This is a genomic window from Nocardiopsis metallicus (assembly GCF_014201115.1).
GTDB lineage: Bacteria > Actinomycetota > Actinomycetes > Streptosporangiales > Streptosporangiaceae > Nocardiopsis > Nocardiopsis metallicus.
This window is the reverse complement of the sequence record NZ_JACHDO010000001.1, coordinates 3,439,178-3,461,090: the sequence shown is the minus strand read 5'-3', so window position 1 is coordinate 3,461,090 and position 21,913 is coordinate 3,439,178. Positions and strand designations below refer to the sequence as shown.

Annotated in this window: 21 protein-coding genes and 3 tRNA genes; 13 read left to right on the top strand and 11 right to left on the bottom strand. The window is 67.5% G+C overall.

Annotation, left to right across the window (positions count from 1 at the left end; translation table 11 throughout):
- Position 1: 1 nt before the first annotated feature.
- A complete protein-coding gene (locus tag HNR07_RS15080; protein ID WP_184365544.1) occupies positions 2–901 on the bottom strand; it encodes a phosphotransferase enzyme family protein in 900 nt (299 codons plus the stop codon).
- Positions 902–1,417: 516 nt separating this feature from the next.
- On the opposite strand from HNR07_RS15080, the gene HNR07_RS15075 reads away from it, so the two are divergent.
- On the top strand, positions 1,418–2,158 hold the full coding sequence (locus HNR07_RS15075; RefSeq protein WP_312893809.1) for an alpha/beta hydrolase: 741 nt from the start codon (positions 1,418–1,420) through the stop codon (positions 2,156–2,158).
- On the opposite strand, the gene HNR07_RS15070 is transcribed toward HNR07_RS15075, so the two are convergent.
- Positions 2,139–3,359, bottom strand: a complete 1,221-nt coding sequence (locus HNR07_RS15070) for a helix-turn-helix transcriptional regulator (RefSeq protein WP_184365542.1) — start codon at positions 3,357–3,359, stop codon at positions 2,139–2,141. The two genes, HNR07_RS15075 and HNR07_RS15070, sit on opposite strands and share 20 nt — an antisense overlap.
- A 182-nt stretch (positions 3,360–3,541) precedes the next feature.
- Between HNR07_RS15070 and HNR07_RS35595 the strand changes: the two genes are divergently transcribed.
- From HNR07_RS35595 to argS, 6 genes are read left to right on the top strand one after another with little or no spacing between them, the layout of a single operon-like run.
- Complete coding sequence (locus HNR07_RS35595) at positions 3,542–3,934, top strand: dihydroneopterin aldolase (RefSeq protein WP_184365541.1); 393 nt, start codon at positions 3,542–3,544, stop codon at positions 3,932–3,934.
- Positions 3,935–3,951: 17 nt separating this feature from the next.
- On the top strand, positions 3,952–4,542 hold the full coding sequence (gene folE / locus HNR07_RS15060; RefSeq protein ID WP_184372051.1) for a GTP cyclohydrolase I FolE: 591 nt from the start codon (positions 3,952–3,954) through the stop codon (positions 4,540–4,542).
- The gene (gene folK, locus HNR07_RS15055) at positions 4,539–5,027 is read left to right on the top strand and encodes a 2-amino-4-hydroxy-6-hydroxymethyldihydropteridine diphosphokinase (RefSeq protein ID WP_184365540.1); all 489 of its coding nucleotides are present in this window, start codon (positions 4,539–4,541) and stop codon (positions 5,025–5,027) included. Before folE ends, folK begins: the two co-directional genes overlap by 4 nt.
- Positions 5,024–6,511 (top strand): hypothetical protein, encoded by a 1,488-nt coding sequence (locus tag HNR07_RS15050; protein ID WP_184365539.1) that lies wholly within the window; start codon positions 5,024–5,026, stop codon positions 6,509–6,511. Before folK ends, HNR07_RS15050 begins: the two co-directional genes overlap by 4 nt.
- Positions 6,501–7,268 carry an SDR family oxidoreductase gene (locus HNR07_RS15045; protein ID WP_184365538.1) on the top strand — a complete coding sequence of 256 codons (768 nt, stop codon included), beginning with the start codon at positions 6,501–6,503 and terminating at the stop codon, positions 7,266–7,268. The genes HNR07_RS15050 and HNR07_RS15045 overlap by 11 nt, the downstream gene beginning before the upstream one ends.
- 54 nt (positions 7,269–7,322) lie before the next feature.
- A complete protein-coding gene (gene argS / locus HNR07_RS15040) occupies positions 7,323–9,053 on the top strand; it encodes an arginine--tRNA ligase (protein WP_184365537.1) in 1,731 nt (576 codons plus the stop codon).
- Positions 9,054–9,111: 58 nt separating this feature from the next.
- Here argS and HNR07_RS15035 read toward each other — a convergent pair whose 3' ends face one another.
- Positions 9,112–10,155 (bottom strand): phosphotransferase enzyme family protein, encoded by a 1,044-nt coding sequence (locus HNR07_RS15035; RefSeq protein WP_184365536.1) that lies wholly within the window; start codon positions 10,153–10,155, stop codon positions 9,112–9,114.
- 191 nt (positions 10,156–10,346) lie between these two features.
- Here HNR07_RS15035 and HNR07_RS15030 point away from each other — a divergent pair, with 191 nt between their 5' ends.
- Together HNR07_RS15030 and HNR07_RS15025 are read left to right on the top strand one after the other, a co-directional pair.
- The gene (locus HNR07_RS15030; protein ID WP_184365535.1) at positions 10,347–10,718 is read left to right on the top strand and encodes a hypothetical protein; all 372 of its coding nucleotides are present in this window, start codon (positions 10,347–10,349) and stop codon (positions 10,716–10,718) included.
- A gap of 48 nt (positions 10,719–10,766) precedes the next feature.
- The gene (locus HNR07_RS15025) at positions 10,767–11,072 is read left to right on the top strand and encodes a transposase (protein ID WP_184365534.1); all 306 of its coding nucleotides are present in this window, start codon (positions 10,767–10,769) and stop codon (positions 11,070–11,072) included.
- A 143-nt stretch (positions 11,073–11,215) separates the two neighbouring features.
- On the opposite strand, the gene HNR07_RS15020 is transcribed toward HNR07_RS15025, so the two are convergent.
- Both HNR07_RS15020 and HNR07_RS34390 read right to left on the bottom strand, forming a co-directional pair.
- Complete coding sequence (locus HNR07_RS15020; RefSeq protein ID WP_184371167.1) at positions 11,216–12,226, bottom strand: IS3 family transposase; 1,011 nt, start codon at positions 12,224–12,226, stop codon at positions 11,216–11,218.
- A gap of 23 nt (positions 12,227–12,249) precedes the next feature.
- Positions 12,250–12,666, bottom strand: coding sequence for a hypothetical protein (locus HNR07_RS34390; RefSeq protein ID WP_221318652.1), 417 nt, complete (start codon positions 12,664–12,666; stop codon positions 12,250–12,252).
- Positions 12,667–12,757: 91 nt separating this feature from the next.
- Between HNR07_RS34390 and HNR07_RS15010 the strand changes: the two genes are divergently transcribed.
- Positions 12,758–13,567 (top strand): IS3 family transposase, encoded by an 810-nt coding sequence (locus tag HNR07_RS15010; RefSeq protein WP_184372048.1) that lies wholly within the window; start codon positions 12,758–12,760, stop codon positions 13,565–13,567.
- Between the two features lie 38 nt (positions 13,568–13,605).
- On the opposite strand, the gene HNR07_RS15005 is transcribed toward HNR07_RS15010, so the two are convergent.
- The 5 genes from HNR07_RS15005 to HNR07_RS14985 form a co-directional block, all read right to left on the bottom strand.
- Complete coding sequence (locus HNR07_RS15005) at positions 13,606–14,253, bottom strand: class I SAM-dependent methyltransferase (protein WP_184365533.1); 648 nt, start codon at positions 14,251–14,253, stop codon at positions 13,606–13,608.
- A 757-nt stretch (positions 14,254–15,010) separates the two neighbouring features.
- The gene (locus HNR07_RS15000; protein WP_184365532.1) at positions 15,011–15,166 is read right to left on the bottom strand and encodes a hypothetical protein; all 156 of its coding nucleotides are present in this window, start codon (positions 15,164–15,166) and stop codon (positions 15,011–15,013) included.
- Between the two features lie 768 nt (positions 15,167–15,934).
- Positions 15,935–16,008: transfer RNA gene (locus HNR07_RS14995), tRNA-Val, on the bottom strand.
- Between the two features lie 13 nt (positions 16,009–16,021).
- A tRNA-Cys gene (locus tag HNR07_RS14990) sits at positions 16,022–16,092 on the bottom strand.
- A gap of 40 nt (positions 16,093–16,132) precedes the next feature.
- Positions 16,133–16,205: transfer RNA gene (locus HNR07_RS14985), tRNA-Gly, on the bottom strand.
- A gap of 203 nt (positions 16,206–16,408) precedes the next feature.
- On the opposite strand from HNR07_RS14985, the gene HNR07_RS14980 reads away from it, so the two are divergent.
- Positions 16,409–17,629 carry a molybdopterin molybdotransferase MoeA gene (locus HNR07_RS14980; RefSeq protein ID WP_184365531.1) on the top strand — a complete coding sequence of 407 codons (1,221 nt, stop codon included), beginning with the start codon at positions 16,409–16,411 and terminating at the stop codon, positions 17,627–17,629.
- Between the two features lie 141 nt (positions 17,630–17,770).
- Here HNR07_RS14980 and HNR07_RS14975 read toward each other — a convergent pair whose 3' ends face one another.
- Positions 17,771–19,498 carry an MFS transporter gene (locus HNR07_RS14975; protein WP_184365530.1) on the bottom strand — a complete coding sequence of 576 codons (1,728 nt, stop codon included), beginning with the start codon at positions 19,496–19,498 and terminating at the stop codon, positions 17,771–17,773.
- Positions 19,499–19,706: 208 nt separating this feature from the next.
- Here HNR07_RS14975 and HNR07_RS14970 point away from each other — a divergent pair, with 208 nt between their 5' ends.
- Entirely contained in the window at positions 19,707–20,258 is a 552-nt protein-coding gene (locus HNR07_RS14970) for a TetR/AcrR family transcriptional regulator (RefSeq protein ID WP_184365529.1), read from the top strand.
- A gap of 418 nt (positions 20,259–20,676) precedes the next feature.
- Positions 20,677–21,870, top strand: coding sequence for a mannose-6-phosphate isomerase, class I (gene manA / locus HNR07_RS14965; RefSeq protein WP_184365528.1), 1,194 nt, complete (start codon positions 20,677–20,679; stop codon positions 21,868–21,870).
- The last annotated feature ends 43 nt before the right edge of the window (positions 21,871–21,913 follow it).

The following is a 21,913-nucleotide window of genomic DNA, read 5'->3' as shown; positions in this document are numbered from 1 at the left end:
TTCAGGTACCCGGCTGCCAGTGTTTGGGGGTCTCGGGCCGCTTCAACGAAGCGATGCGAAGGCGTGCTTCGGGCAGGAGCCGGGGCTCGCGTCCGGTGCGGGCGCACAGCCACGCGGTCATGCGCAGTTCCCTGACCGCAGCCAGGGTCTCGTACCCCGACCAGGTCCGCACATCCCACTCGTAGGCCGCAGTGAACGCCTCGTACTCCGCACTCGTGTACCAGCCCACGCGCTGGTAGACAGCGGCCACGACCAGATCCCATTCGCGCGGACCGATACTGAAGCGCTCCAGGTCCAGGACGACCGGATCCCCATGGCAGTCACGCACGATGTTCTTGCGGTGGGCGTCCCCGTGCACCGGCCCTAGGGGAAGAGCGAACCTCAAACGCGCGTAGTCATCGCGCAGCTCGTCCAACCGAGCACGTAGGAACGCTGTCTCTGGGCGATCCAATGATGCCTGCCTGATGTACCCCGCGACCCCGTTGAGGGGGTCCAGCTTCGGCAGCCGGAGTGACATCGGCCTGTCCAAGCGGTGGAGCTGCCGAAGAGCCGTGCCGATGGTGCTTGGCGTCCCGGGCTCGATCCCAGGGATGAATTTCCAGACGGTGATCACCCAACCCTGAAACATCACGGGAGCGGGAAACTCTTCGACTACTGGGACAGCGGGAACAGCATGCTCTTGCAGCCAGTGGGCCACGGACAACTCGCGAGCCGCCCGCTCCATCTCGGAACTCGCGCAGATGCGCAGGACCAGCCGCGGTCCAGGTAGGAGGACCGTCGCGTTCTCTCCTACCGGGCCGAGAATTCGAGCTCCCCGGCTTGACCAGGCGAACTCCGTTTCGCTCTCAGCTGCGATTCGTAGGGCTGTCTCGGACGTCAGGAGTGGAGACGATTCGGCCACGAAGCCACTGTACGGGTTCGCTGAGTGGAAGTTTCCCGAGCTGAACTCCTCATGCCGACACGTTATGCGAGTTCAAAGCAGGAGAATCGAACACGGCGCATAAATCGAACGCTGAGGTTATGCACGCGCATAGGTCTCTGTGGTTTGCCTACGAAGACGCTGCTGTTGGTGAACGATGGAACGACTGTGATGGGAGACCGTGTGCCTTTTCCAACCCGGCATCCGTGATGGTCAGAGGCGTGCGAGCACGATGCGCTGCGGCTGGGCAGGACCCTGACCGGGAATGGCGCTGCGTGCAAGTGCGCCCTTGGCCTCCTCGAGTGTGTTTCGTGCCGGGTGGTTCGCGTCCGTTGTACCGTTCAGCACGAGCCTTGCACCGCCGCTGGAAGGAGCCTAGTGAACCCGGATGTGGCACTGTCAGACCCTGCTCAGACGCACGAAACCCAGTTTCCGAGCCTGGACGGTCTGAGACTGCGCGGCACCTTCACCGCTCCAGGGGGCATGGATCCTGTTCGTGTGGCAGTTCTGGTCCACGGCGGCGGGGTGACCCGAGAGGAAGGCGGGTTCTTCACCCGCATGGCACAAGGCCTCGCACGAGCGGGCGCGGCCTCGCTCCGCTTCGACCTGCGAGGCCACGGTGCCAGCCAGGGCGATCAGAGAGAGCTCACCCTTTCGGGCGTGGTCAACGACATTCGCGCCGCTGTCGACCACGCCCAAGAGCTGGTGCCTTCGGCCGAAGGGCGTGTTGCCCTGCTCGGTGCGAGCTTCAGCGGCGGACTGTGCGCCTTCTACGCAGCCCATCACCCCGAGACCGTCGACTCGCTCATCCTGTTGAACCCGTTGATCGATTACAAGAAACGCTTCATCGACGACAAGCCCTACTGGTCGCACGACCGTATCGCCCCCGCAGAGGGCGAAGCCCTCGTCCGCGACGGTTTCGTCTCCCACTCGCCGACCTTCAAGCTCGGTCGGGGTCTGCTGAACGAAGTGTTCTACCTACGCCCCGACCAGGCGTTGGAAGGTGTGCGGTGTCCGACGTTGATCGTGCACGGCACCGCTGACACCTTCATCCCCGTGGAAAGCTCCCGGCGCGCAGCGGAACGGATCTCGGGCTCGGCACGGCTGTGGGAGATCGATGGTGCCCAGCACGGTATCGCCGTGCACGACGACCCCGGTTACGCAGACCCCCAGACCCAGAGGTGGCAGGCCGAGGTGATCGAGGAGGTCTCCCGATGGGTCACCCTGCCGCGAGAGTGAGTTCCCGTACGGTCTCGCGTACCACGGGGCGGCGGTGCCAGGGCCGCAGTCGCCCTGGTAGCCGGGCCAGCTCACCCAAGGTGCGTTGGGAACCGACCTCCTGAGCGACGGGTAGGGCCGCCAACGCGGTCTCGCACGCCTTCTCCGGATAACCCGTATCGGCCAGACTCAGGGCTTGGAGTGAACTGAAGTAGACGTGATCACGGTGGGAAAACAGGTCGGGGTGCAGGTGCGTCTCGTACAACTCGACCGCGTGCGCTACCCGTCCTGCCTCGGCGTGGCACAGCGCTGCCTGGAGCGCGAACAGTGAGCGGCCGTAGTGCTGGGAGAGCGACCCGGCACCATCGCCGGCGGCGAGCAGACTGGCCGCCCGGTCCAGGGAACGGGCGATCGCGCCGATCGGTTCGCCCACCATGGCCCGGCCTCGAGCCTGCTGTTGCAGTGCCTCGGCCCGCACGTGCGACGGCAGGTTCCAGCGGTTGCTGAGAACCGCGGTGGAGAGCTGGATCATTGTGGCTCCATCACGGGTGTCCCAAGCCGCCTGGGCCCGCCGGAGGAGTACGTAGGCCTCCAGGGCCGGTTCATCCACACACCTCGCCCAGGTGATGGCCTGGTCGCGCCACTGGTCGGCGGCTGCGGGCTGGCCGAGGTCACGGTAGAACCACGCAGCCAGCTCCGCTCCTCGAACCCCCAGCCGCAGGAGAGGGCCGCGTTGTGCGGATCGCGCCTGGCGGGCCGCCTCGGTGATCGCGGCGAGTACACCCAGCAACCCGGGCAGCGCAGCTCCCGGACCGTACAGCCCATCGTCGGTCGCGCTCTGGCGCATGGCTCGCTCGAAGTGCTCGATGGCCTCGTCATCCAGGCGTTGGCGTGCGTCTTGGATCGTGTCCAGGATCCGTCGCAAATCGTGGGCACCGATCACAGGGAGCACCAGGGCGCCGGCTGCCAGGGCCCCACCTCCCGCAAGGACGGTTCGACGGTTGGGGGTGCGCAGACGCTCGTTGAGTAGGAGCTCCAGCTGGGCACGGGTGATCTGCAGGGCTTCAGCGATCTCGGGGCGCTGACCGGGGTGCGGGGTGGTGGCCCCGGATTCCCAGCGGGCCACTGTGGACCGATCCACCTTCAGGAGTGCGGCCAGGCTCTCCTGGGTATGCCCGGCTGTTTTGCGCTGTCGGGCCAGGGCCTCACGTCGCGATGCCATCGAACTGCCTCACCCGCCGTTGTGGGGACTGTTGTCGAGTACATCCGACCCCGGCCGGTGCGGTCTGTGCAACACCGGTGCCACAAAAGTGCGTCAGCGGTGCTCTGGGAAGGGGCCACCGTGCGGGGTTGGGTGGAGAGCAGCACCCCGCCGGTTCACTGACGAGCGAAGCGAGGACCCCCGTGCACAAAGACGTGATCGAGGTCGAAGGGCTGCGGCTGCGCTGCCGGATCGGCTGTAGCACCGAAGAGCGCCGTGACCTGAGTGATGTGGTGATCGACTTGAGGATCGCCACCGATGCCTTTCCTGCCGGTGACAGCGACCGGTTGGAGGATGCCTGGAACTACCGCACCCCCACCAAGGCCATTATCGCCGCGGTGGAAACCAGTGAGTTCTACACGGTCGAGGCCCTGGCCACCCGCGTCGCCCGCATCGTGGTGGTGGACCATGCCGCCCCTTCGGTGCGGGTGCGGGTGCGCAAACCCGGTGCGCTGCGATTCGCCGACACGGTCAGCATCACACTCACCCGTACCCCGGCGGACTTCACTCCTGAGGTGGAGGTGGGGTCCTCGTGAGCACCACCGAACTCCCTCTGAGCTCGCTGCAGCCACACGTCCTTTCCAGCCCGGTCTCGGGACGGGAGTCGGCCGCTGCGGGAGCCGCAGCGATGCTGAGCTCCTTGGGCATGGACATCGCAGGCGAGACGACCCAGCGCACCCCCGAGCGCATGGCTGCGGCCTACCGCGAACTGCTCCAGCCGCGCGAGTTCAACCTGACGACCTTCCCCAACGAGGAGGGCTACGACGGGCTGCTCATCCAGAAGGACATCGCCTTCGTCAGCCTGTGCGAACACCACGGTCTGCCCTTCACCGGTCGGGCCACGGTCGGCTACCTGCCGGGCGAACGCATCGTGGGGCTGTCGAAGCTGGCGAGGGTCGTGGAGCAGTTCTCCCGTCGATTCCAGGTCCAGGAGCGCCTGACCAAGCAGATCGCCACCTATTTGGAGCAGCACCTCACTCCCGGTGGGGTCGGCGTGGTCATGCAGGCCGAGCACATGTGCATGACCCTGCGTGGTGTCCAGGCAGCTGGCACCACCACCGTCACTTCGTCCCTGCGCGGGCTTCTGCTCAAGGACGACCGCACTCGTACCGAGTTCTTCAACCTCGCGGGGGCGGGCCGATGACGGGCCCGGTGGTGGTCGGTGTCGGTTCCAATATCGACCCTGAGCACCACGTAGCCACAGCACTGGAAGATCTGCGCGCACAGGGACTGGAACTGGAGGTTTCCCCCTGGTACCGGTCCCCGGCCATCGGGCTGGGTGAGGGGGCAGGCGACTTCATCAACCTCGCCGCGCTCTTTCCCTGGCCCCGCCCCTTGGCCGACCTCAAGGCGCTCCTGAGGCGAGTCGAAGAGGCTCATGGTCGCACTCGCCTTCCGAGCGGGCGGTGGATCTCACGCACGCTGGACCTGGATCTGCTCGTTGCCAGGAATCTGATCGACCCCGCTATGAGGCTTCCGCATCCGGATCTGGGCCGTTTCGCACACGTGGCCGTACCCGTCGCTGACCTGATCGGGAGCCACACCCACCCCCAACTCGGGTGCACCTACGCCCAGCTCGCTGCCCGCCTTGACGCGTCCGTCTTGAAGCGGATCGAGGTGGCGCTGTGAGGTGGGACAGCACGGCTCTGGCGATCATGTGCGTGCCTTGTCAACGCAGTGGTGGCTACTTCGTCCCCACCGACCAGTTGGTGCTCGCGTCCCTGGACGCCGAACGCCCCCACCCGGTGCACGCTTTGGCCTCCCGGTTGCGCTCCACCTGGGCTGACCGGCTCTTCCACGCTGGGGCGGTCCGGGTCGTCGTGGCCATGGACGACCTGGCGGTAACGCGAAGCTGGATGCTTCCGCCCACCACCCCCACGATCGACGACCTGTGGCCGCAACTGCACGACTCCCTGAACCGTTCGATGGAAGGGACACGGATTCCGGTCTGGTTCGTGCGTTGGTCCCACCTGGTGGACCCCTCCGACTACGGCCAACAGGTCGGGCTGATCGCCCAGGCGTGTGCGCGCAACGACGCCGAACTGCGCTGGCGTCACCTCCACGAAGTGATGGGGGAGGAGGTCGCTCGGCGCCTGCGGTTCGAGCGCTCCACCGGCCGCGGTGACACCCCGGTGGTGATGCGTCGTCGTGCCGCCGACCAGGTCGCCAACTACGCCGTCCAAGGCCAACTCGTGCACCAGTGGGGCGTGGCCGCCTACCTGCACTGGACCGCAGAGGAAACCGAGCTGATGGGCACTGTGGAACCCGCCTTCGCCACCCGCGTGGTCGCCGGGCCGGGCTACGGTGAGAGTGCTCCCGCCTCCGTGTGGGAGCGATTCCCACCACGGTTCGCTGATCTCGTCGAGGAACTGCGGCTCTACGCCGATGACCTTCCCCAGACACCTGGGGCGGTGCGCCCGAAGGTGGCGACCGCGGTCCTGGAAGGCCTCGCCGGCCTTCTCACCCCCGGCACCTGCGAGCTGGCCAGACGACGGCTGCGCTCCCTGGACGCCGTACTGGGAGGAGGCCCCATCAACCGAGCACGAGTGCGCCGTCTGCTGGAGGAGCTCCGGGATCTGGAGCTGGAACCGGGATGGGCCGTGGAGCAAGTGGTGAAGAAGCTCTTCTGCCAACTCACCTCCCGCTACACCGACGCGCAGAACCGTGACGAGCTCGACCGGCACCGGCACCTCGTTGCCGACCTCGCCAACGCCCTCGATCCCCAGATCAGCGACCAGGTCACCCTGGCCCTGACCGGCTCGATGACCGGCGCCCCAGAGGGAATCTGGCACCCCTACTTCAGCGACATCGACATCATGCCCCTGTTCGCCACCGCGCCCTCGCCCGATCTGCTGGCCCGGGTACGGCAGGCCTACACCGTCCCCCGCCGGCCTTCCTGGGTGCACCTCAACGAAGGAGCCCGCGAAGGTGTGGCCGGGCTGACCCGCGACCCCGCCAACGGGATGTTCGTCGCCGACCAGCTGCACACCCTCACCGCGGTCGAGGCCGGCAAACTCGGCCGACTGGTCGCCCCCATGCGTCACGTCGGCGGATCGCCCGCGGTCTTCGAGGCCTTCACCCGAGCCCACGACGCGAGGACCCGTGTCGCGTAGCGGCAGGGCCAGGTGGGCTCTGATCACCGGTGCCGCTCACCGGATCGGCGCCCACCTGGCCCGAACCCTGGCCGCACACGGCTACGGCCTACACCTGCACACCCGCACCCGCGGCCTAACCCCGCTGGCCCAGACCCTTCACCAGCAGCACGCGACACCGGTGATCACCCACCGAGTGGACCTGTCCGACCGCACCGCCACCCACCACTGGGCTCGCACCCTGGCCACCGGCCCCCAACCCCCCGACCTCATCGTCAACAACGCCTCACCCTTCCCCGCCCCACACCGAATCGATGACCTGGCCGCCCTGGACGAAGGCCTGGCCGTGCACCTGATCGCCCCCACCCAGCTCTACGCGGCGCTGCCCGACCACGGGGGACACGTCGTGCACCTGCTCGACGCCCGTCTACCCCTCCTCGACAGCCTTCGCCCCGGCTACGAGCTGTCCAAGCACACCCTGGCCGCCCACACCCTGCTCGCCGCCCGCCAACTGGCACCCCGCATCCGCGTCAACGCCTTGGCCCCCGGCCTGGTCCTGCCACCCCCCGGTCATGACCAGGAACACCTGGAACACCTGGCCACCACCCGTGCCCCGCTGCAAACCCCGGCACGGTTGGACGACATGGGCTCAGCCCTGCTCTTCCTCGACCACGTAACCTCGGTGACCGGGCAGATCATCCACATCGACGGCGGTGAACACCTGGGCCCACCACTCGAAAAACCCCACCTGGTCGCGCCCGACGGCGTGGCAGACTGAACATCCACCCCGGCCCTCGCAGCCTGGGGGACTGCGCAAACAGTGAGGAAAGCTGTGACAGGAGACATCGGAGCCGATCTCGGACGGCGCGTCGTCGCCGCTGTGGCCGCCGCGTTCGAGGTGGACATCACCATCGACGAGGCCGTCGTACGCCCCTCCCAGCGAGACGGTGTCGACTACCAGATCAACACGGCCATGGCCCTGGCCAAACGGCTCCGACGGCCCTCCCGCGAGGTCGCCGAACAGATCCTCGACCACCTGGACCTGGGCTCGGTGGCCGCCAACGTCGAGGTGGCCGGCCCCGGCTTCCTCAACGTGGCTCTGAACGACGCCTGGTTGAGTGAACACACCGCCGCCCTGGCTGCGGATCCACGGTTCGGCTACCGTCCGGAGGGCGCACCGCGCCGTGTGGTCGTGGACTACTCCTCACCCAACATGGCCAAAGAGATGCACGTGGGGCACTTGCGCTCCACGATCATCGGCGACGCCATCGTGCGCATGCACACCTTCGCCGGGGACGAGGTCGTGCGCCAGAACCACCTCGGGGACTGGGGCACCCCCTTCGGCATGCTGGTCGAGCACCTGGTCGACGAGGGCCTGCACGAGACCGAGTTCTCCATTAGCGACCTCAACGTCTTCTACCAGCAGGCGCGAACCAAGTTCGACGCCGACCAGGACTTCGCTGACCGCGCCCGCGCCCGTGTGGTGGCCCTGCAAGCAGGCGACCCCGACACCTTGGCCTTGTGGGAACGGCTCCTGACCGAGTCCAAGCACCACATCGAAGCCGTCTACGACCTGCTGGGAGTTCAGCTCACCCCCGCCGACTACCAGGGTGAAAGCGCCTACCAGCCGATCCTGGACGATGTCGCCGACGAACTCACCCGCCGCGGTCTGGCCCACATGAGTGACGGGGCCCTGTGCGTGTTTCTAGAGGGGTTCACCGGACGCGAGGACAAACCCCTGCCGCTCATCGTGCGCAAACGCGACGGCGGCTACGGCTACGATGCCACCGACCTGGCCACCATCCGTCACCGCGCCCAAAACCTCAAAGGCGACCGGCTCATCTACGTGGTCGGTTCCCCCCAGTCCACGCACTTCGCGATGATCTTCGCTGCCGCCCGCAAGGCCGAGTGGGTCAGCCCGGCCACCGAGACCGACCACGTCGCCTTCGGCAGCGTGCTGGGCGAGGACGGCAAGATCCTGCGCACCCGCGCGGGCGCCACCCTCAAGCTCACCGACCTTCTCCACGAAGGAGTTCAACGCGCCGCCGCGATCGTGGCCGACCGCACTGACCTCAGCGAGGCCGAACGCGCCGAGATCGCCCAGGCCGTGGGGATCGGCGCCATCAAATACGCGGATCTTTCCACAGACCGCATCAAGGACTACGTCTTTGATTGGGACCGGATGCTGGCCATGGACGGCAACACCGCCGTCTACCTCCAGTACGCCATCGCCCGGATCCGCTCCATCCTGCGCCGCGCCGATCACACCCCACCCCTGGGAGCGTCGGTCACGCTCACTGAGCCCGCCGAACGCCGGCTGGCCCTGGAGCTAGCGCGCTTCCCGGAGGTGATGGACACCGCCCTGCAGTACTTGGAGGCCCATCGCCTGGCGAACTACCTGTTCGACCTGGCCACCGCCTTCAGCAGCTTCTACGAGCAGTGCCCGGTCCTCAAGTCCCAGGACGAGGTACGCGCGTCGAGGTTGGCGCTCGCCACTCACACCGCCGCGGTCCTCGAGAGCGGCCTGGACCTGCTGGGCATCGAAACCCCCCAACGGCTGTAGGCAGCGAAGAGGGCGGGGCGAGTGAAGTAAGTGCCTGCTCTGCCCTCATCATCCACGATCAACGCCTCTTACTGACGCCACTGAGCATCGCTTCGACCTCTTCCAAGTTCTCCAAGAGGCGACCGGCCGCTCGGTGACGCAACTGCCAGAACTCGTCGAGCGCTGCCTGCCGGGGATCTGGGTTCAAGTAGTGCTGCTCGATGCCGTAGAGACTCCTGAGCATCTGGACGAGAATCACCCGACCACAGACCAGCACGTCTTGACGAGCGATCCCGGTGTTCTCCCTCAGGTATGCAGTGATGAGTCGGGCTGCAGAGTCGATCCAGCCTTCGTCCAAGACGACGGTGCGCGGGTCGAAAGCGATTCGGCCCAACTCGAAGGCGAGCATGTACGGCACAGGAGGGCGGAAGTCGATCACCGCAGCAAGACCCTGCTCGTCGAACAGCAGGTTCGGAGGGGTGAAGTCACCATGCAGCACCTGAGTTCCCAGGTCACGTGATAGATCGGAAAGGAGATCAGGTACCTGGGCCAGCATGATCCGACGGTCTGTGAGTGTGCTCCGCGCGGTCACATCGAATTCATCGCGGCAGTCACGCCCGGCAATGACACCGAGCAGCGAGTCGATACGGGCCTCTGTTTCGCGCAGATCAGCAGAGAACCACTCCTCGGTCCACGGAGACAGCGTGCGGCTTAGCCGGTGGTGCGCGAACACCGCATGAATCCGGCCCAGCGCCTGCCCCACCATCACCTGCTCCGCGGGAGTGAACCCACTGCTCACAGTATCTCCGGGCACCCACTCCCATACCGACAGGGCCACCGCCCCCGAGCAGGCGAGGAGCTCACCGTCCACCGATTCTCGAAGACGGGCTGTCGGTACGCCGTGGCCTCCGGCCCACCGCGTCAACGCAATGGCCTGCTGTTCGGCTCGGACGTCCCAACCCTCCGGATAAACCTTGACGAAAACCTCTGAGCCGCTGCTGTCCACGGCATGATAGTTCTGCGTGCTGTGCCCACCCGAAATCCGTTCAAGACGCACATTCGCCAACGCGTACCGGGAGCGGAGCAGCGCTGAGACGGTTGGATGGTGCGGGTCTTGGCCCATGGGCATGCTCTCCTGAAACCGGACGACTTCATCATCAGAGATAACTCTTAACATGCCTGGTCAGTGCTGTTCACTCCTCACTGACCGACCCTGAGACCTTCACCCTGGGCGCTCGCGACGAGTTCGACATCCCCGATTCCGGAGGAAGGCCCGATACTGAAGGACTGACACCAAATGAGGCGGAGGCTGGCATGGCTGCAGCGGTCATGGGGTTGGTGGGTGCACTCCTGGGCGGAGCTCTTTTCGTGGAGAACAAACAGGCCCAACGGGAACAGGAGCGGTGGCGCCGAGACCAGCTCCAGGCAGCCTATGACGGCACGATCCACCACATCTTGCGTGTGTTGTATGTGCGGTCAGCCGTCACCGTTGAAGGGTTCACGATCATCTCCCAGGAGCGCGTTGAGGGTTGGTTTGAGGATCTGGTCCAGGCGCAGTTCCATCTGCATACTGCGACCAGGTTCTGTGGGGACGGGCAGATCACGAAGCTGGAGCAGGCCTCCGCTCAGCTAGACGAGGCCGTGCGGGAAGCGGCGATGCGTGGCCCTGACGTTCCCAAGGAGTGATCTTGCTTCGGTTCGGTGGACAGGTGTCCGCTTTCGGATACTTTGTCATTGAACGAGGAGATTGAAGTGCCCAAGACCCGCCCTGCGTACCCGCCGGAGTACCGCGATCAGATCATCGCGCTGGCCCGCTCCGGCCGTAGCCCCGAGGACCTGGCAGCTGAGTTCGAACCCTCGGCCCAGACGATCCGCACCTGGATCAATCAGGCCAAGATCGACTCCGGCCAGGCAGAGGGCACCACCAGCGATGACAAGGCCGAACTGGCCCGCCTTCGCCGAGAGAACGCCCAGCTGCGCGAAGAGCGCGAGATCCTGCGCAAGGCCACGGCTTTCTTCGTCCGGGAGACCAGTCGGTGATGTTCCGGCTGATCGACGAAGAAAAGACACGCCACTCCGTCTCCCTGATGTCCCGGCTGCTCGGCGTATCGCGGCAGGGCTACTACAAACACCACCACCGAATCGGAGTGTGTCAAGTCGAATCGGACAGGGGCAGGTGATCGTCAGGCCGCTTCACGCAGGTCAGCGCTGTGCTGTGCGGTAGGCACGATGTCCGGCTCGTTGATCCACGCGGCCTCGGGAAGAGCAGGAAGCACAGGCCTGCGGGTGAACCGCTGCGGATTGGCCGCGCGAAAGGCCTCAATGGCTTGCGCTCGCTTGTCCTGAATCGCGTGCGCGGTGCCGATATGCACCGTGAAAGGAGTGTGCAGCCCGATCCCGGAGTGGTAGTGCTCGTGGTTGTAGTACTGGAAGAATCTGCGGCAGAACCGCCGGGCTCCCTGAATGGACCCGAACCGGTCAGGAAACGCCGGGCAGTACTTCAGCGTCTTGAAATGCGCTTCGCTGTAGGGGTTGTCGTTGCTCGTCTTCGGCCTGGAGTGCGATTTGGTGATGCCGAGCATGGACAGCAGCTCGGAAACGGGCTGCGATGTCATCGCGGTACCGCGGTCGGAATGGATCACTTCGGCGGCGATCTGGCCGTTGGCCGCGATGGAGTTGGCGATGAACCCTTCGGCGATCTCGCCTGATTCTCTGGTGTGGATTTCCCAGTGCACCACGCACCGGGAGTAGATGTCGATCATGACGTACAGATCGAAGAACCTGCCCGGGCCGGGTCCACGCAGTTTCGTTATGTCATAGCTCCACACCTGGTTCGGGGCGTGGGCCACCAGCTCGGGTTTGGTCTTGGGCGGGTGGGTGGCCTGGGCCCGCCGCTCCCGGCTCTGGCCGCGTTCGCGCAGCAGCCGGTACATCGTGGCCACCGAGCACAGGTAGGTGCCCTCGTCCAGCAGGGCCGCCCACACCTGCCGGGGAGCTTTGTCCCGAAACCTCGTGCTGTTGAGGACTGCGATGATGTGTTCGCGTTCTTCGCTCTCCAGCCGGTTCGGGGGAGGCGTCCTGGCGGGTTCGGTCGGGGCGGAGGGGTTTCGGTCCCGGTTGCGGTAGTGGGTCGAGCGGTTGATGCCCGACAGGCGACAGGACTCTTTGACGCCGGTATGCGGTTCGAGTTGGATTCGTGTGTTCTCGCGAACCTCGGTTACGAGTTCTCCGAGTCCGCGCTCTCGGACACGATCTCCAAGAGCGCGTGTGCTTTTCCCAGGATTTCCATGGCTGCCTCGGTCTGGGTCAGCTTCTTGGACATCCGGGCGTTGTCACGCTCAAGTTTGGCTTTCTCCCGGCGCAGCTGTTCCAGTTCGACCTGTTCAGGTGTCTTCTTTCTGGAAGTCGCCCCGGCCGGTGAGGTGCTCAGTTCGCCGCCATCTCTCTGTTTGCGCCAGAGCTGGATGCTGGAGTCGTAGAGTCCTTCCCTGCGCAGCAGGGCGCCTTTCTCGCCGGCGGGTGCGGTGTCGTATTCCTCCAGGACCCGCAGCTTGTAGGCGTGGGTGAAGGTCCGGCGCTTGGGCCGGGTGGCTCGAGGCCCTTCATCGTTGGTGTGGAGGTCGTGGTTGGTCATCGTCACGGTGGTGGTTGCCTGTTCTCGCCCTGCTTGTGCCAGTTAGTGAAGGTTATCCCTTGGTGTCCCACTTGAGCCTGACACAGAGGGAATCCAGGACGGCCCCACGGCCAAGGAACGCTCCGACGCTGACCTGTCCGAGCGCATCCAGGGCCACCACGAGCGCTCCCGCGGCACCTACGGCTCCCCCAGGCTCCAGGCCGACCTGGCCGAGCTCGACGGCATCCGCGCTGGACGCAACCGCATCACCCGGCTGATGCGCCGCCAGGGCCTGGTCGGGGTCCACCGCCGCACCGGCCGCAAAAGCCTGACCTCCCAGGACCGGATGGCCACAGCCCCACCGGATCTGGTCGGTCGTGACTTCACCGCCCATGCCCCCAACACCAAGTGGAGCGCGGACATCACCTACGTGCCCACCGACCAGGGGTGGGTGTACCTGGCGGTGGTGATGGACCTGTTCTCGCGCCGCATCGTGGGCTGGGCGATGGCCCCTCACATGCGCGCCGATCTGGTCTGCGACGCGCTGGCCATGGCGGTGACCGCCCGCCGTCCCGGTCCGGGGCTGATCCATCACTCGGACAAGGGATCGCAATACACCAGTCTGGCCTTTGGTCGCCGCTGCGAAGAGGCAGGGATCGCTCCCTCGACGGGGCGGACGGGGTCGTGTTACGACAACGCCGTCACCGAGAGCTTCTTCGCGTCGTTGGAGACCGAGTTGATCGACCGCACCCGTTTCGCCACCAGGGCGGATGCGGAGCGGGAGGTGTTCTCCTATATCGAGGGGTTCTACAACCCCTGGCGGCGGCATTCGGCCAATGGTCAGCTCAGCCCGGCTGAGTATGAACGTCGCCACACCGAAGTTGCTCAAGACAGGCTTGCGGCGCTGTCTCAGGCCGCGTAAAACCCCAGCTCACAGGTGTCTACCGAACTGAAGCAACATCAGTGGGCGACACCGATCAACGTGCCTACATGACCTTCCTCCGGTGCTGACTCCACCCACACACAAGCGTGCTCGAACCCCACCCCGCGGAGCAGTTCCTCCCATACCTGCGGCTCGTACGCCCACCGATGCAGCCACACCCGCCTACCGCGAAACCCGCCGCCGTACATGCCCTGCGGCCCCGGCGAGCCGGGAACGGGTTCGGCATGGGAGAACACCAACCGGCCGCCCGCCGCCAGCCGGTCATGGACCAAGGACAGGAGCACACGAGGGTCCGTGAACCAGAGCGCGCCCCACACCGAGTAGATCGCGTCCCACCGCTGCTCGGCCGCTCCCAGGAACTCGACCACATCACCCTGGTAGAAGCGGGCCCCCAACGGCCCCCACCGCTCGCGCGCCCGCTGTACCTGGACGGGGGAGAGGTCGATGCCTTCGGCACTGACACCGTCCCGAGCCAGAGCGGCGACCTCCACCCCGCGGCCACACCCCAGCTCCAACGCCGAACCCGCATCCCCAAGCAGCTCCCTGCCGGGACCATGCCCCTCCCACTGGGTCCACCCGAACGCCGTATTCAGGTCGGCTTCGGCAGTGACGCCGCTGGCGTAGCGGTCCCAGTACTCGGACACTGTGGAGGTCGGGTTAGCCATGGATAGCCCTTCGTGGGTGGGAAGCGCAGGATCCGACCCACGTTAGCCACGTCACTGGCGTGCCGGAAGATTGTTTCGTGCCGGGTGCGGTGGACGTGGCATGTACCGACTTCAGTGGAGTCGTGTTTCTGGAGTCTTAGGCTACGGTGCTCGGCTTCTTGTTCTCGAAACTCTACGGATATGAGCCAGCCGAGCCCCGGTCAGCCGCAGCGGGGCGATTACCCGCATCGGTAACCAGCTGGGTGCCACCCGAGAGACCCTCCGTGGTCCGTACCTGTCCGTCGAGGACTTCAGGCCACGTCCCTGATCAGAAGTTCCGCATGCACTCAGAGGAGAACCGACTAACCCCAACAGATGAGGAGTTCATGCGCATGGCGTATGCGGAACAGCGAGGTAAGAAGTGGCGGGTCAAGTACAAGAAGCCCAACGGGAGTTGGGCTTCTGAGTCCGGGTTCGAGACCAAGAAGGCGGCACTGGCCTGGGGCGGTGACCAGGAGACCGATATCCGCCGACACACCTGGATCGACCCGGCACACGCCGAGGAGAGGTTCGGGACCTTCGCCGAGCGGGTGTTCACCAAGGCCCGGTTGGCGATCAACACCCGCGCCAAGTACCGGTCCTATCTGGACCGGCACATCCTGCCCCAGTGGGAGGACTACCCCTTGGGGGCGATCTTCAACGACTACCAGGAGATCGAGGGATGGGTGAAGGACCTGCACGAGGAGCTCACCGAGCCGTCGGTGGCCTCGATCTTCGCCTACTTCTCCCGGATCCTGGAGGTGGCGGTCAAGGACCGCAAGATCCCCGCCAACCCGGCCCGGGGGGTGCGGGTGACCTCGGGGGAGTACGTGGGCGAGCGCCAGGTCGCCACCCCCGCCCAGTCCCTGCGGGCGGCGATGCGGTTGCACCACACCTTCGGCTCTTGCGGGTTGGTGCTGGCGCTGATGAACGCCTACACCGGGGCGCGGTGGTCGGAACTGGTCGTCCTGCGACCGCACGACTACGACGAGGTCAACCGCGCTATCCCGGTGCGCACGCCCCTGCGTGAGGTCGCCGGGGCGATGGAGGTGGCCAAGAAGCCCAAGACCCCGGCGGGCAAGCGGTGGGTGCAGCTCCCGCCGTTCCTGGACCGGCTCTACACGCAGCTGATCCAGGTGTGCGAGCACGAGTACCTGTTCACTGGGCCCCAGGGCGGGCTGCTGCGTCGCGGGAACTTTCGGCAGAGGTTCTGGCGGCCTGCGTGGGACGGCGTGCCTGTGAGCGAGCTGTCGTGGTTGCGGGGGCCGTTGCTGGCGGGGATCACCTTCAACGAGGCGGGGCGGCACACGCAGCGCACCTGGTTGGCCGAGGAGAACGTGCCCGAGGTGGCCAGGGCCGCTCGGTTGGGGCACACGGTGGTCGGGATGGGTCGGGTCTACGAGCACGTGACCCCGGAGATGGAGCGGCGTGTACGCAGCGTGCTTGAAAGCCGGTGGGCGCGCAGTGTGGGCGCTCTCACTCCCCGGGAGCGGGATCGGCTGTTCGGTAGGGCGCCGATCCTCCAGGAGCACTACCGCGGCGACAGCGAGAGCGGGCTCCCGAAGGAACCCGCTTCGGGGATGGCCTCCCGGATACCTCCCACCACGGGGACCGGGGACACGCGTAAGGCCAGATCCGAAGATCTGGCCTTACGTCTTACCTGTGGGCGATACAGGACTCGAACCTGTGACCCCTACCGTGTCGAGGTAGTGCTCTAGCCAACTGAGCTAATCGCCCCAGTGGAACTGGGAGGTGGAGACGGGATTTGAACCCGTGTAGACGGCTTTGCAGGCCGCTGCCTCGCCTCTCGGCCACTCCACCGAGTACCCGTGGGGCGATTGCTCGCCCCGCGTCTCCTCCGAGCGGACGACGGGATTCGAACCCGCGACCCTCACCTTGGCAAGGTGATGCTCTACCAGCTGAGCCACGTCCGCTTGCTGCTTGGCCCGGCCCCCGTTTCCGTTGGCCCCGCCTTGCTGCTGATAAAGACTTTAGCGGAGATTCGACAGACGGCAAATCGGAGCTCGTCGGGGGTGGTGCGGTGGCCCTCGGCGAGGGTGTGCGCAGGCGGTAGCGTCCGCGTCATGTGACCCGGGTAGACACTGGGGCACACCCGGAAAGTGTGGAGTGGAGCGGCATGGACATCCCCGTGACGGACGGTTCGGTGTGTGGCGGCCACCAAGGTGCGACCTCCTGGGCGCGGGCGCGTGAGCGGGCCCGGCTGCTGGGGGAGGAGTCGGGTTCTCCGGTGCGTGAACTCCCGCTGGGGCGTGCGCTGGGCGGTGTGCTCGCCGGTGACCTGCGGGCGCTGGTGGGGTTGCCGGCCTTCGACGCATCGGCGATGGACGGGTTCGCGGTGGCGGGGCCGGGGCCCTGGGGCCTGGTGGGGACCCAGTTGGCCGGGGTTCCGGTGGCCGGGCTCTCGTTGGGAGCGGGTGAGGCCGTGGAGATCGCCACGGGTGCTCGTGTGCCCAAGGGGACCGAGGCGGTTCTGCCCTATGAGCTGGCTGAGGTGGTGGAGGGCCGGGTGCGCGGTGAGGCCCTGCCAGGTCGGCACGTGCGCTGGTCGGGTGAGGAGACCGCTCCGGGGGAGACGGTGCTGGCGGCGGGGACCGAGGTGACCCCGGCGGTGTTGGGGTTGGCGGCGAGCCTGGGCCATGACGCTCTGAGTGTGCGACTGCCCACGGTGACGGTGCTGGTCACCGGGGACGAGATCGCCACGAACGGGCTCCCGGGGGAGGGCGTGGTGCGTGACGCGATCGGTCCGCTGCTGCCCGGGGTGGTGAGCTGGGCCGGTGCCCGCCTGGAGCGGGTTCGGACGCTGGGTGACGGTTATGAGGACCTGGCTGAGGCGTTGACCACGGCCAGGAGCGATGTGGTGGTGGTGTGCGGGTCCTCCTCGAAGGGGCCCGCTGATCATCTGCGCGGGGTGCTGGGGGCGATGGGCGCGCGGACGGTCGTGGACGGGGTGGCCTGCCGTCCGGGGCACCCACAGCTGCTCGCCCACGTGGACGTCCCTGCTGACGGCTCCGCGGGCGGAACACTGTTCGTGGGACTGCCCGGAAACCCGAACGCCGCGCTGGTGGCCTCGCTCACCTTGCTGGTACCGCTGCTGAGCGCGATGTCCGGGCGACCTGATCCGTCGCTCGGCCTGGGGAGGTTCCCACTGGTCGGACAGGTGCGTGCCCGCCCTGACGACGCCTGCCTGGTGGCGGTGCGTCTGCGGGAGGGACGAGCTGAAGCGGTGGGGCATGACCGGCCGGGCAGTCTGCGCGGCGCCGCGCTCGCCGAGGCCTATGCCGTGCTGCCCCCGGGGTGGGACGGGACAGGCGAGGTGGAGCTCCTGCGGCTGCCATGAGCGCTCGGGCCCCGGACTTCTGCCCGGGGCCCGTGCCCCGGGCCCTTGGCCACCGGGGCGCGGGACAACTCTGGTACAACACGGCGGTGGCCGCGCAGTCCCGGGGAGTGGGACGTCGCGGCCACCGTCGGCCTGTCGTGGCTACTTCGCGGACTCGGAGGCCTTGGAGGCCTCAGAGATCTCAGCGGTCCCCTGAGCGGCAGCGGCCCCCTGGGTGACTCCGCGGACCTGAGGTTCCCCCGCGGTCTCTCGCGGAGCCTCGGCGGCCCCGTGGTGGGTCACCACGGGCTCCTGGTGCTCCACGGCCGGGTTGCCTCGGCCGCGCAGCAGGAACCAGGCCTGGAACGCAGCCGCGAGCACGATCACCACGGCGATGGCCGAGGTCAGGTGCATGCCGTCGGTGAACGCCAGCCGGGCCGAGTCCATCAGCGCGGCGCCGCTGGCCCCGCCCAGGTCCGCGGCGGTGTGGGCGGCGCCGCCCAGGGTCTCCCTGGCGGCTTCGGTCGCGGCGGCCGGGACCCCGTCCACCTCGGTGAGGTGGCCCCGGTAGAAGGCGGTCAGGACACTGCCCAGCACCGCGACGCCCAGCGCACCGCCCAGTTCGTAGGCGGTCTCGGAGATCGCCGAGGCTGCACCCGCGCGCTTGGGCGGGGCGGCCGACATGATCGCGCCGTTGGTCAGCGTCTCGGCGAAGCCGACACCCAGGGAGATGAGCACGAAGGCGGTGACCACGAGCACGACGCCGCGGGTGACGTCGTCGGCCGGGGTGAACACCAGCGTGCCGAACCCGGCCGCCGTGACGAGCAGTGACCCTCCGATGATCGCGGCCAGGCTCAGGTGGCGGGCCAGCCGGGCCGCGACCAGGCTGGCGATGACGGACAGGACCAGGCCCGGCACCAGCACGATGCCCGCGCGCATCGGCGAGATGCCGAGCACCAGCTGGAGGTACTGGGTGAGGAAGAACAGCGACCCCACCATCGAGAACACGATCATCAGGTTGGTGACCACGGCCACGCTGAACACGCGCGAGCGGAAGAGGCCCACGTCGATCAGCGGGTCCCGGAGACTGCGCTGGCGGCGCACGAACAGGTAACCCAGGGCCAGGCCGAGTACCAGTGACAGGACCGGCAGGACGTCGACGCCGCCGGTGGCCATCTTCTTGACGCCGTAGACGGCGGGCAGCATGGCGCCCAGGGACAGCAGCACGCTGAGCATGTCGATCCGGCCCGAGTCCGGGTTACGGGACTCACGGACCAGCAGCGGTACCAGGATCAGGATCAGCGCCATCACGGGCAGGTTGATCAGGAAGACCGAGCCCCAGAAGAAGTGCTCCAGGAGCCAGCCGCCCAGGATCGGGCCGAGCGCGGCGCCAGCGGAGAACCCGGAGGCCCAGATCGCGATGGCGAGCAGGCGCTGGCGCGGGTCCAGGAAGATGTTGCGCAGCAGGGACAGGGTCGAGGGCATCAGCGAGGCCCCCGCCACGCCCAGCAGGGCGCGGGCGAGGATCAGGGTTTCGGCGTTGGGTGAGAACGCGGCCAGCAGTGAGGCCAGGCCGAAGGCGGCCGAACCGATCATGAGCAGGCGGCGTCGGCCGATCCGGTCGCCGAGCGAACCCATGGTGATCAGCAGGCCGGCCAGGATGAAGCCGTAGATGTCGATGATCCACAGCAGCTGACCGGAGGTGGGGCTCAGCGCCTCGCTCAGTGCCGGGACCGCGAAGCCGAGCACGGTCATGTCGACCGAGATCAGGACCACGGGCAGGACCAGGACGGCGAGTGCGGCCCACTCGCGGGGCCCCGCGAGTGCGGGCGGGCCCCCGTTGCCACCGTTCGTGCGGGTGGCGCCGTTTCCGGCCTTGGCGGAACTCATCTTTCCCTCGTATCGATCGGTGGGTTGCGCGCCGCTCGGTGTGAGGGCGCGGGCCCGGCGGGAGTCGGTGTCGTGCCGGGCTTCGTGGGCGGGAAGTCTGGTCGACCGGGGTGCGGCAACCGCGAGTGGGACTCGGGGCGCGGGCGCAGCCCGGGATTCTTCAACCGTCCAGCCGGTACAGTACCGTCCAGCCGGTACAGTGTCAATCGTGAGCACATCGAATACGCGCGACCGCATCCTCGACGCCCTGCAGGACATCCTGATCAGCGACGGCTATTCCTCGGTGACCCTGGAACTGGTGGCCCGCACCGCCGAGGTGTCCAAGGGAGGGCTGCTCTACCACTTCCCCTCCAAGGCGGCCATGATGGTCGGCCTCATGGAGCGCATCCGGGCGCTGGCGGAGGAGGAGTTCCGTGAGGCGGTGGTGAGCGAGGAGGGCGTGGTCCGCTACTTCCTGCGTACGTCACTGCCGCAGAGCACGGCGGAGAGTGAGCTGTACTGGGCGGTCATCGCCGCGCTGCGCAGCAAGGAGGACATCCCCCCGGAGGCGGCCGAGATGGTCAAGGGGCTGTTCGACCGCTGGGGTGAGCTCCTGCACGCCGAGCTCACCGACCCGGTGCTCGCCGAGACGATCCGGTTGGCCGGGGACGGCATGTACATGTCCTCGATCGCGGGGCTCGGGCAGCCGGACCCGGAGCTGACCCGGCAGGTGATGGAACGGTTGGCCGAGGCCTCGGACGAGGTGCGCAGGCAGCGCTGACCCGGAAGGGGCCGGTGGTGCCGGGCTTGGTGGAGCCGGGAAGCCGCCCCTCAGAGGCGGCCCTCGAACACCTGGTCCCGCTGGTGCCGCCCCGCGGTGCTCCCCGCGCTGCCGTGAGTGATTTGATCGTCATCCGCAAGGCACCGACAGTCCTTCCGGAGGGCATCGGCGGTTGTCTCTGGAAGGTGACAGTGTGGTGCTGTTCACGTGTCCGGGAACGTGGTTTACTTCCCAGTAACTTCGTTGCCGCTACCGGGCGCTGGAACAGGGCGCCTGCCCATCTGGCGAGGTGAGGTGTGCACTACCGCGAGATGTGGGGCGTGCCGTGTCGACCGGGAGGATTCTCTTGGCAAGACTGTTCCTGCCTCGCCGGAGCGTCCACGGGGTGAGACCACGCCGACGGGAAAGCGGGGAGCGGATGCACAGGCTCACCAACCGGGTACGACCGTACGCCTGGGGAGCACGCACGGCCATCCCTCGCCTGCTGGGCACCGAACCCGACGGTACCCCCCAGGCGGAGCTCTGGCTGGGCGCCCACCACGGCGCCCCCAGCACCGCGCACTGCGACGACGGCTCCAAGTCCCTGCCCGAACTGATCGCGGCGGATCCCCACCGCGTCCTGGGCGTGAGCACCGCCGAACGCTTCGGCGCCCGCCTGCCCTACCTCCTCAAGTACCTCGCCGCCGAAGCCCCCCTCTCCCTCCAGGTGCACCCCGACGCCGACCGCGCCCGCTCCGGCTACGAGGCCGAGGAGCGCGCGGGTATCCCCGTGGACGCCCCGCACCGCAACTACCGCGACCCGCACCACAAGCCCGAACTCCTCCTGGCCCTGGAACCCTTCGAGGCCCTGTGCGGCTTCCGTGAGCCCGCCGCCACCGTCGCCGACCTCAGCGGGCTCGACAACGAACTCGCCAACGCCCTGCGCGAGGACCTGTCCGCCACCGACACCCACGCCGCGCTCCGGGCCGCCCTCACCCGCCTGCTGAGCCTTCCGGCCCCGGACCGGTGCCGGATGATCGACGAGTTCGTCCAGGAGTGGTCGGGTAGAGGCAGACGCGGCGCGCACGCCGAGATCGTCGTGGACCTGGCGGCCCGTTACCCCGGGGACCCGGGCGCGGTCGCGTCGCTGCTCCTGAACCGGGTGACGCTCTGGCCGGGCCAGGCGCTCTACCTCCCGGCGGGCAACCTGCACGCCTACCTCCAGGGCACCGCCGTCGAGGTGATGGCCAGTTCCGACAACGTGCTCAGGGCGGGTCTGACCGCCAAGCACGTGGACGCCCCCGAACTCCTCGACGTGGTGGACTTCTCGGTCCTGCCCATCCCGTACGCCCAGCCGGGGTTCCTCGACGGGCGCCGCGAGTTCCGCCCGGCCGCCCCGGAGTTCGCGCTGCACGAGATCGGCCCGGGCCGGATCACCGCACACCTGCCGGGAGACGGCCCCACCGTGGTCCTGGCGCTGCACGGCACGGTGGACCTGGTAGCGGAGGTCGGCGAGGGGGTCACCCTGCGCGGCGGGGAGTCGGTGTTCATCCAGGCCGACAGCGGCCCGATCAAGGTGGAGGGCCACGGCCACGTCGTCGCCGCCACCGTCGGAGACCACCGGGACGGGTGAGGACTCCGGCGCTCACGCGCTGGCAGGGGCGTAATCCGGTGGC

Coding starts and splice junctions, on each gene's coding strand:
- HNR07_RS15070 (WP_184365542.1), bottom strand. CDS start 3,359: ATGGCATCGCGACGTGAGGCCCTGGCCCGACAGCGCAAAACAGCCGGG.
- folK (WP_184365540.1), top strand. CDS start 4,539: ATGACGGGCCCGGTGGTGGTCGGTGTCGGTTCCAATATCGACCCTGAG.
- HNR07_RS15035 (WP_184365536.1), bottom strand. CDS start 10,155: ATGGGCCAAGACCCGCACCATCCAACCGTCTCAGCGCTGCTCCGCTCC.
- HNR07_RS15030 (WP_184365535.1), top strand. CDS start 10,347: ATGGCTGCAGCGGTCATGGGGTTGGTGGGTGCACTCCTGGGCGGAGCT.
- HNR07_RS34390 (WP_221318652.1), bottom strand. CDS start 12,666: ATGACCAACCACGACCTCCACACCAACGATGAAGGGCCTCGAGCCACC.
- HNR07_RS15005 (WP_184365533.1), bottom strand. CDS start 14,253: ATGGCTAACCCGACCTCCACAGTGTCCGAGTACTGGGACCGCTACGCC.
- HNR07_RS14980 (WP_184365531.1), top strand. CDS start 16,409: ATGGACATCCCCGTGACGGACGGTTCGGTGTGTGGCGGCCACCAAGGT.
- HNR07_RS14975 (WP_184365530.1), bottom strand. CDS start 19,498: ATGAGTTCCGCCAAGGCCGGAAACGGCGCCACCCGCACGAACGGTGGC.
- manA (WP_184365528.1), top strand. CDS start 20,677: ATGCACAGGCTCACCAACCGGGTACGACCGTACGCCTGGGGAGCACGC.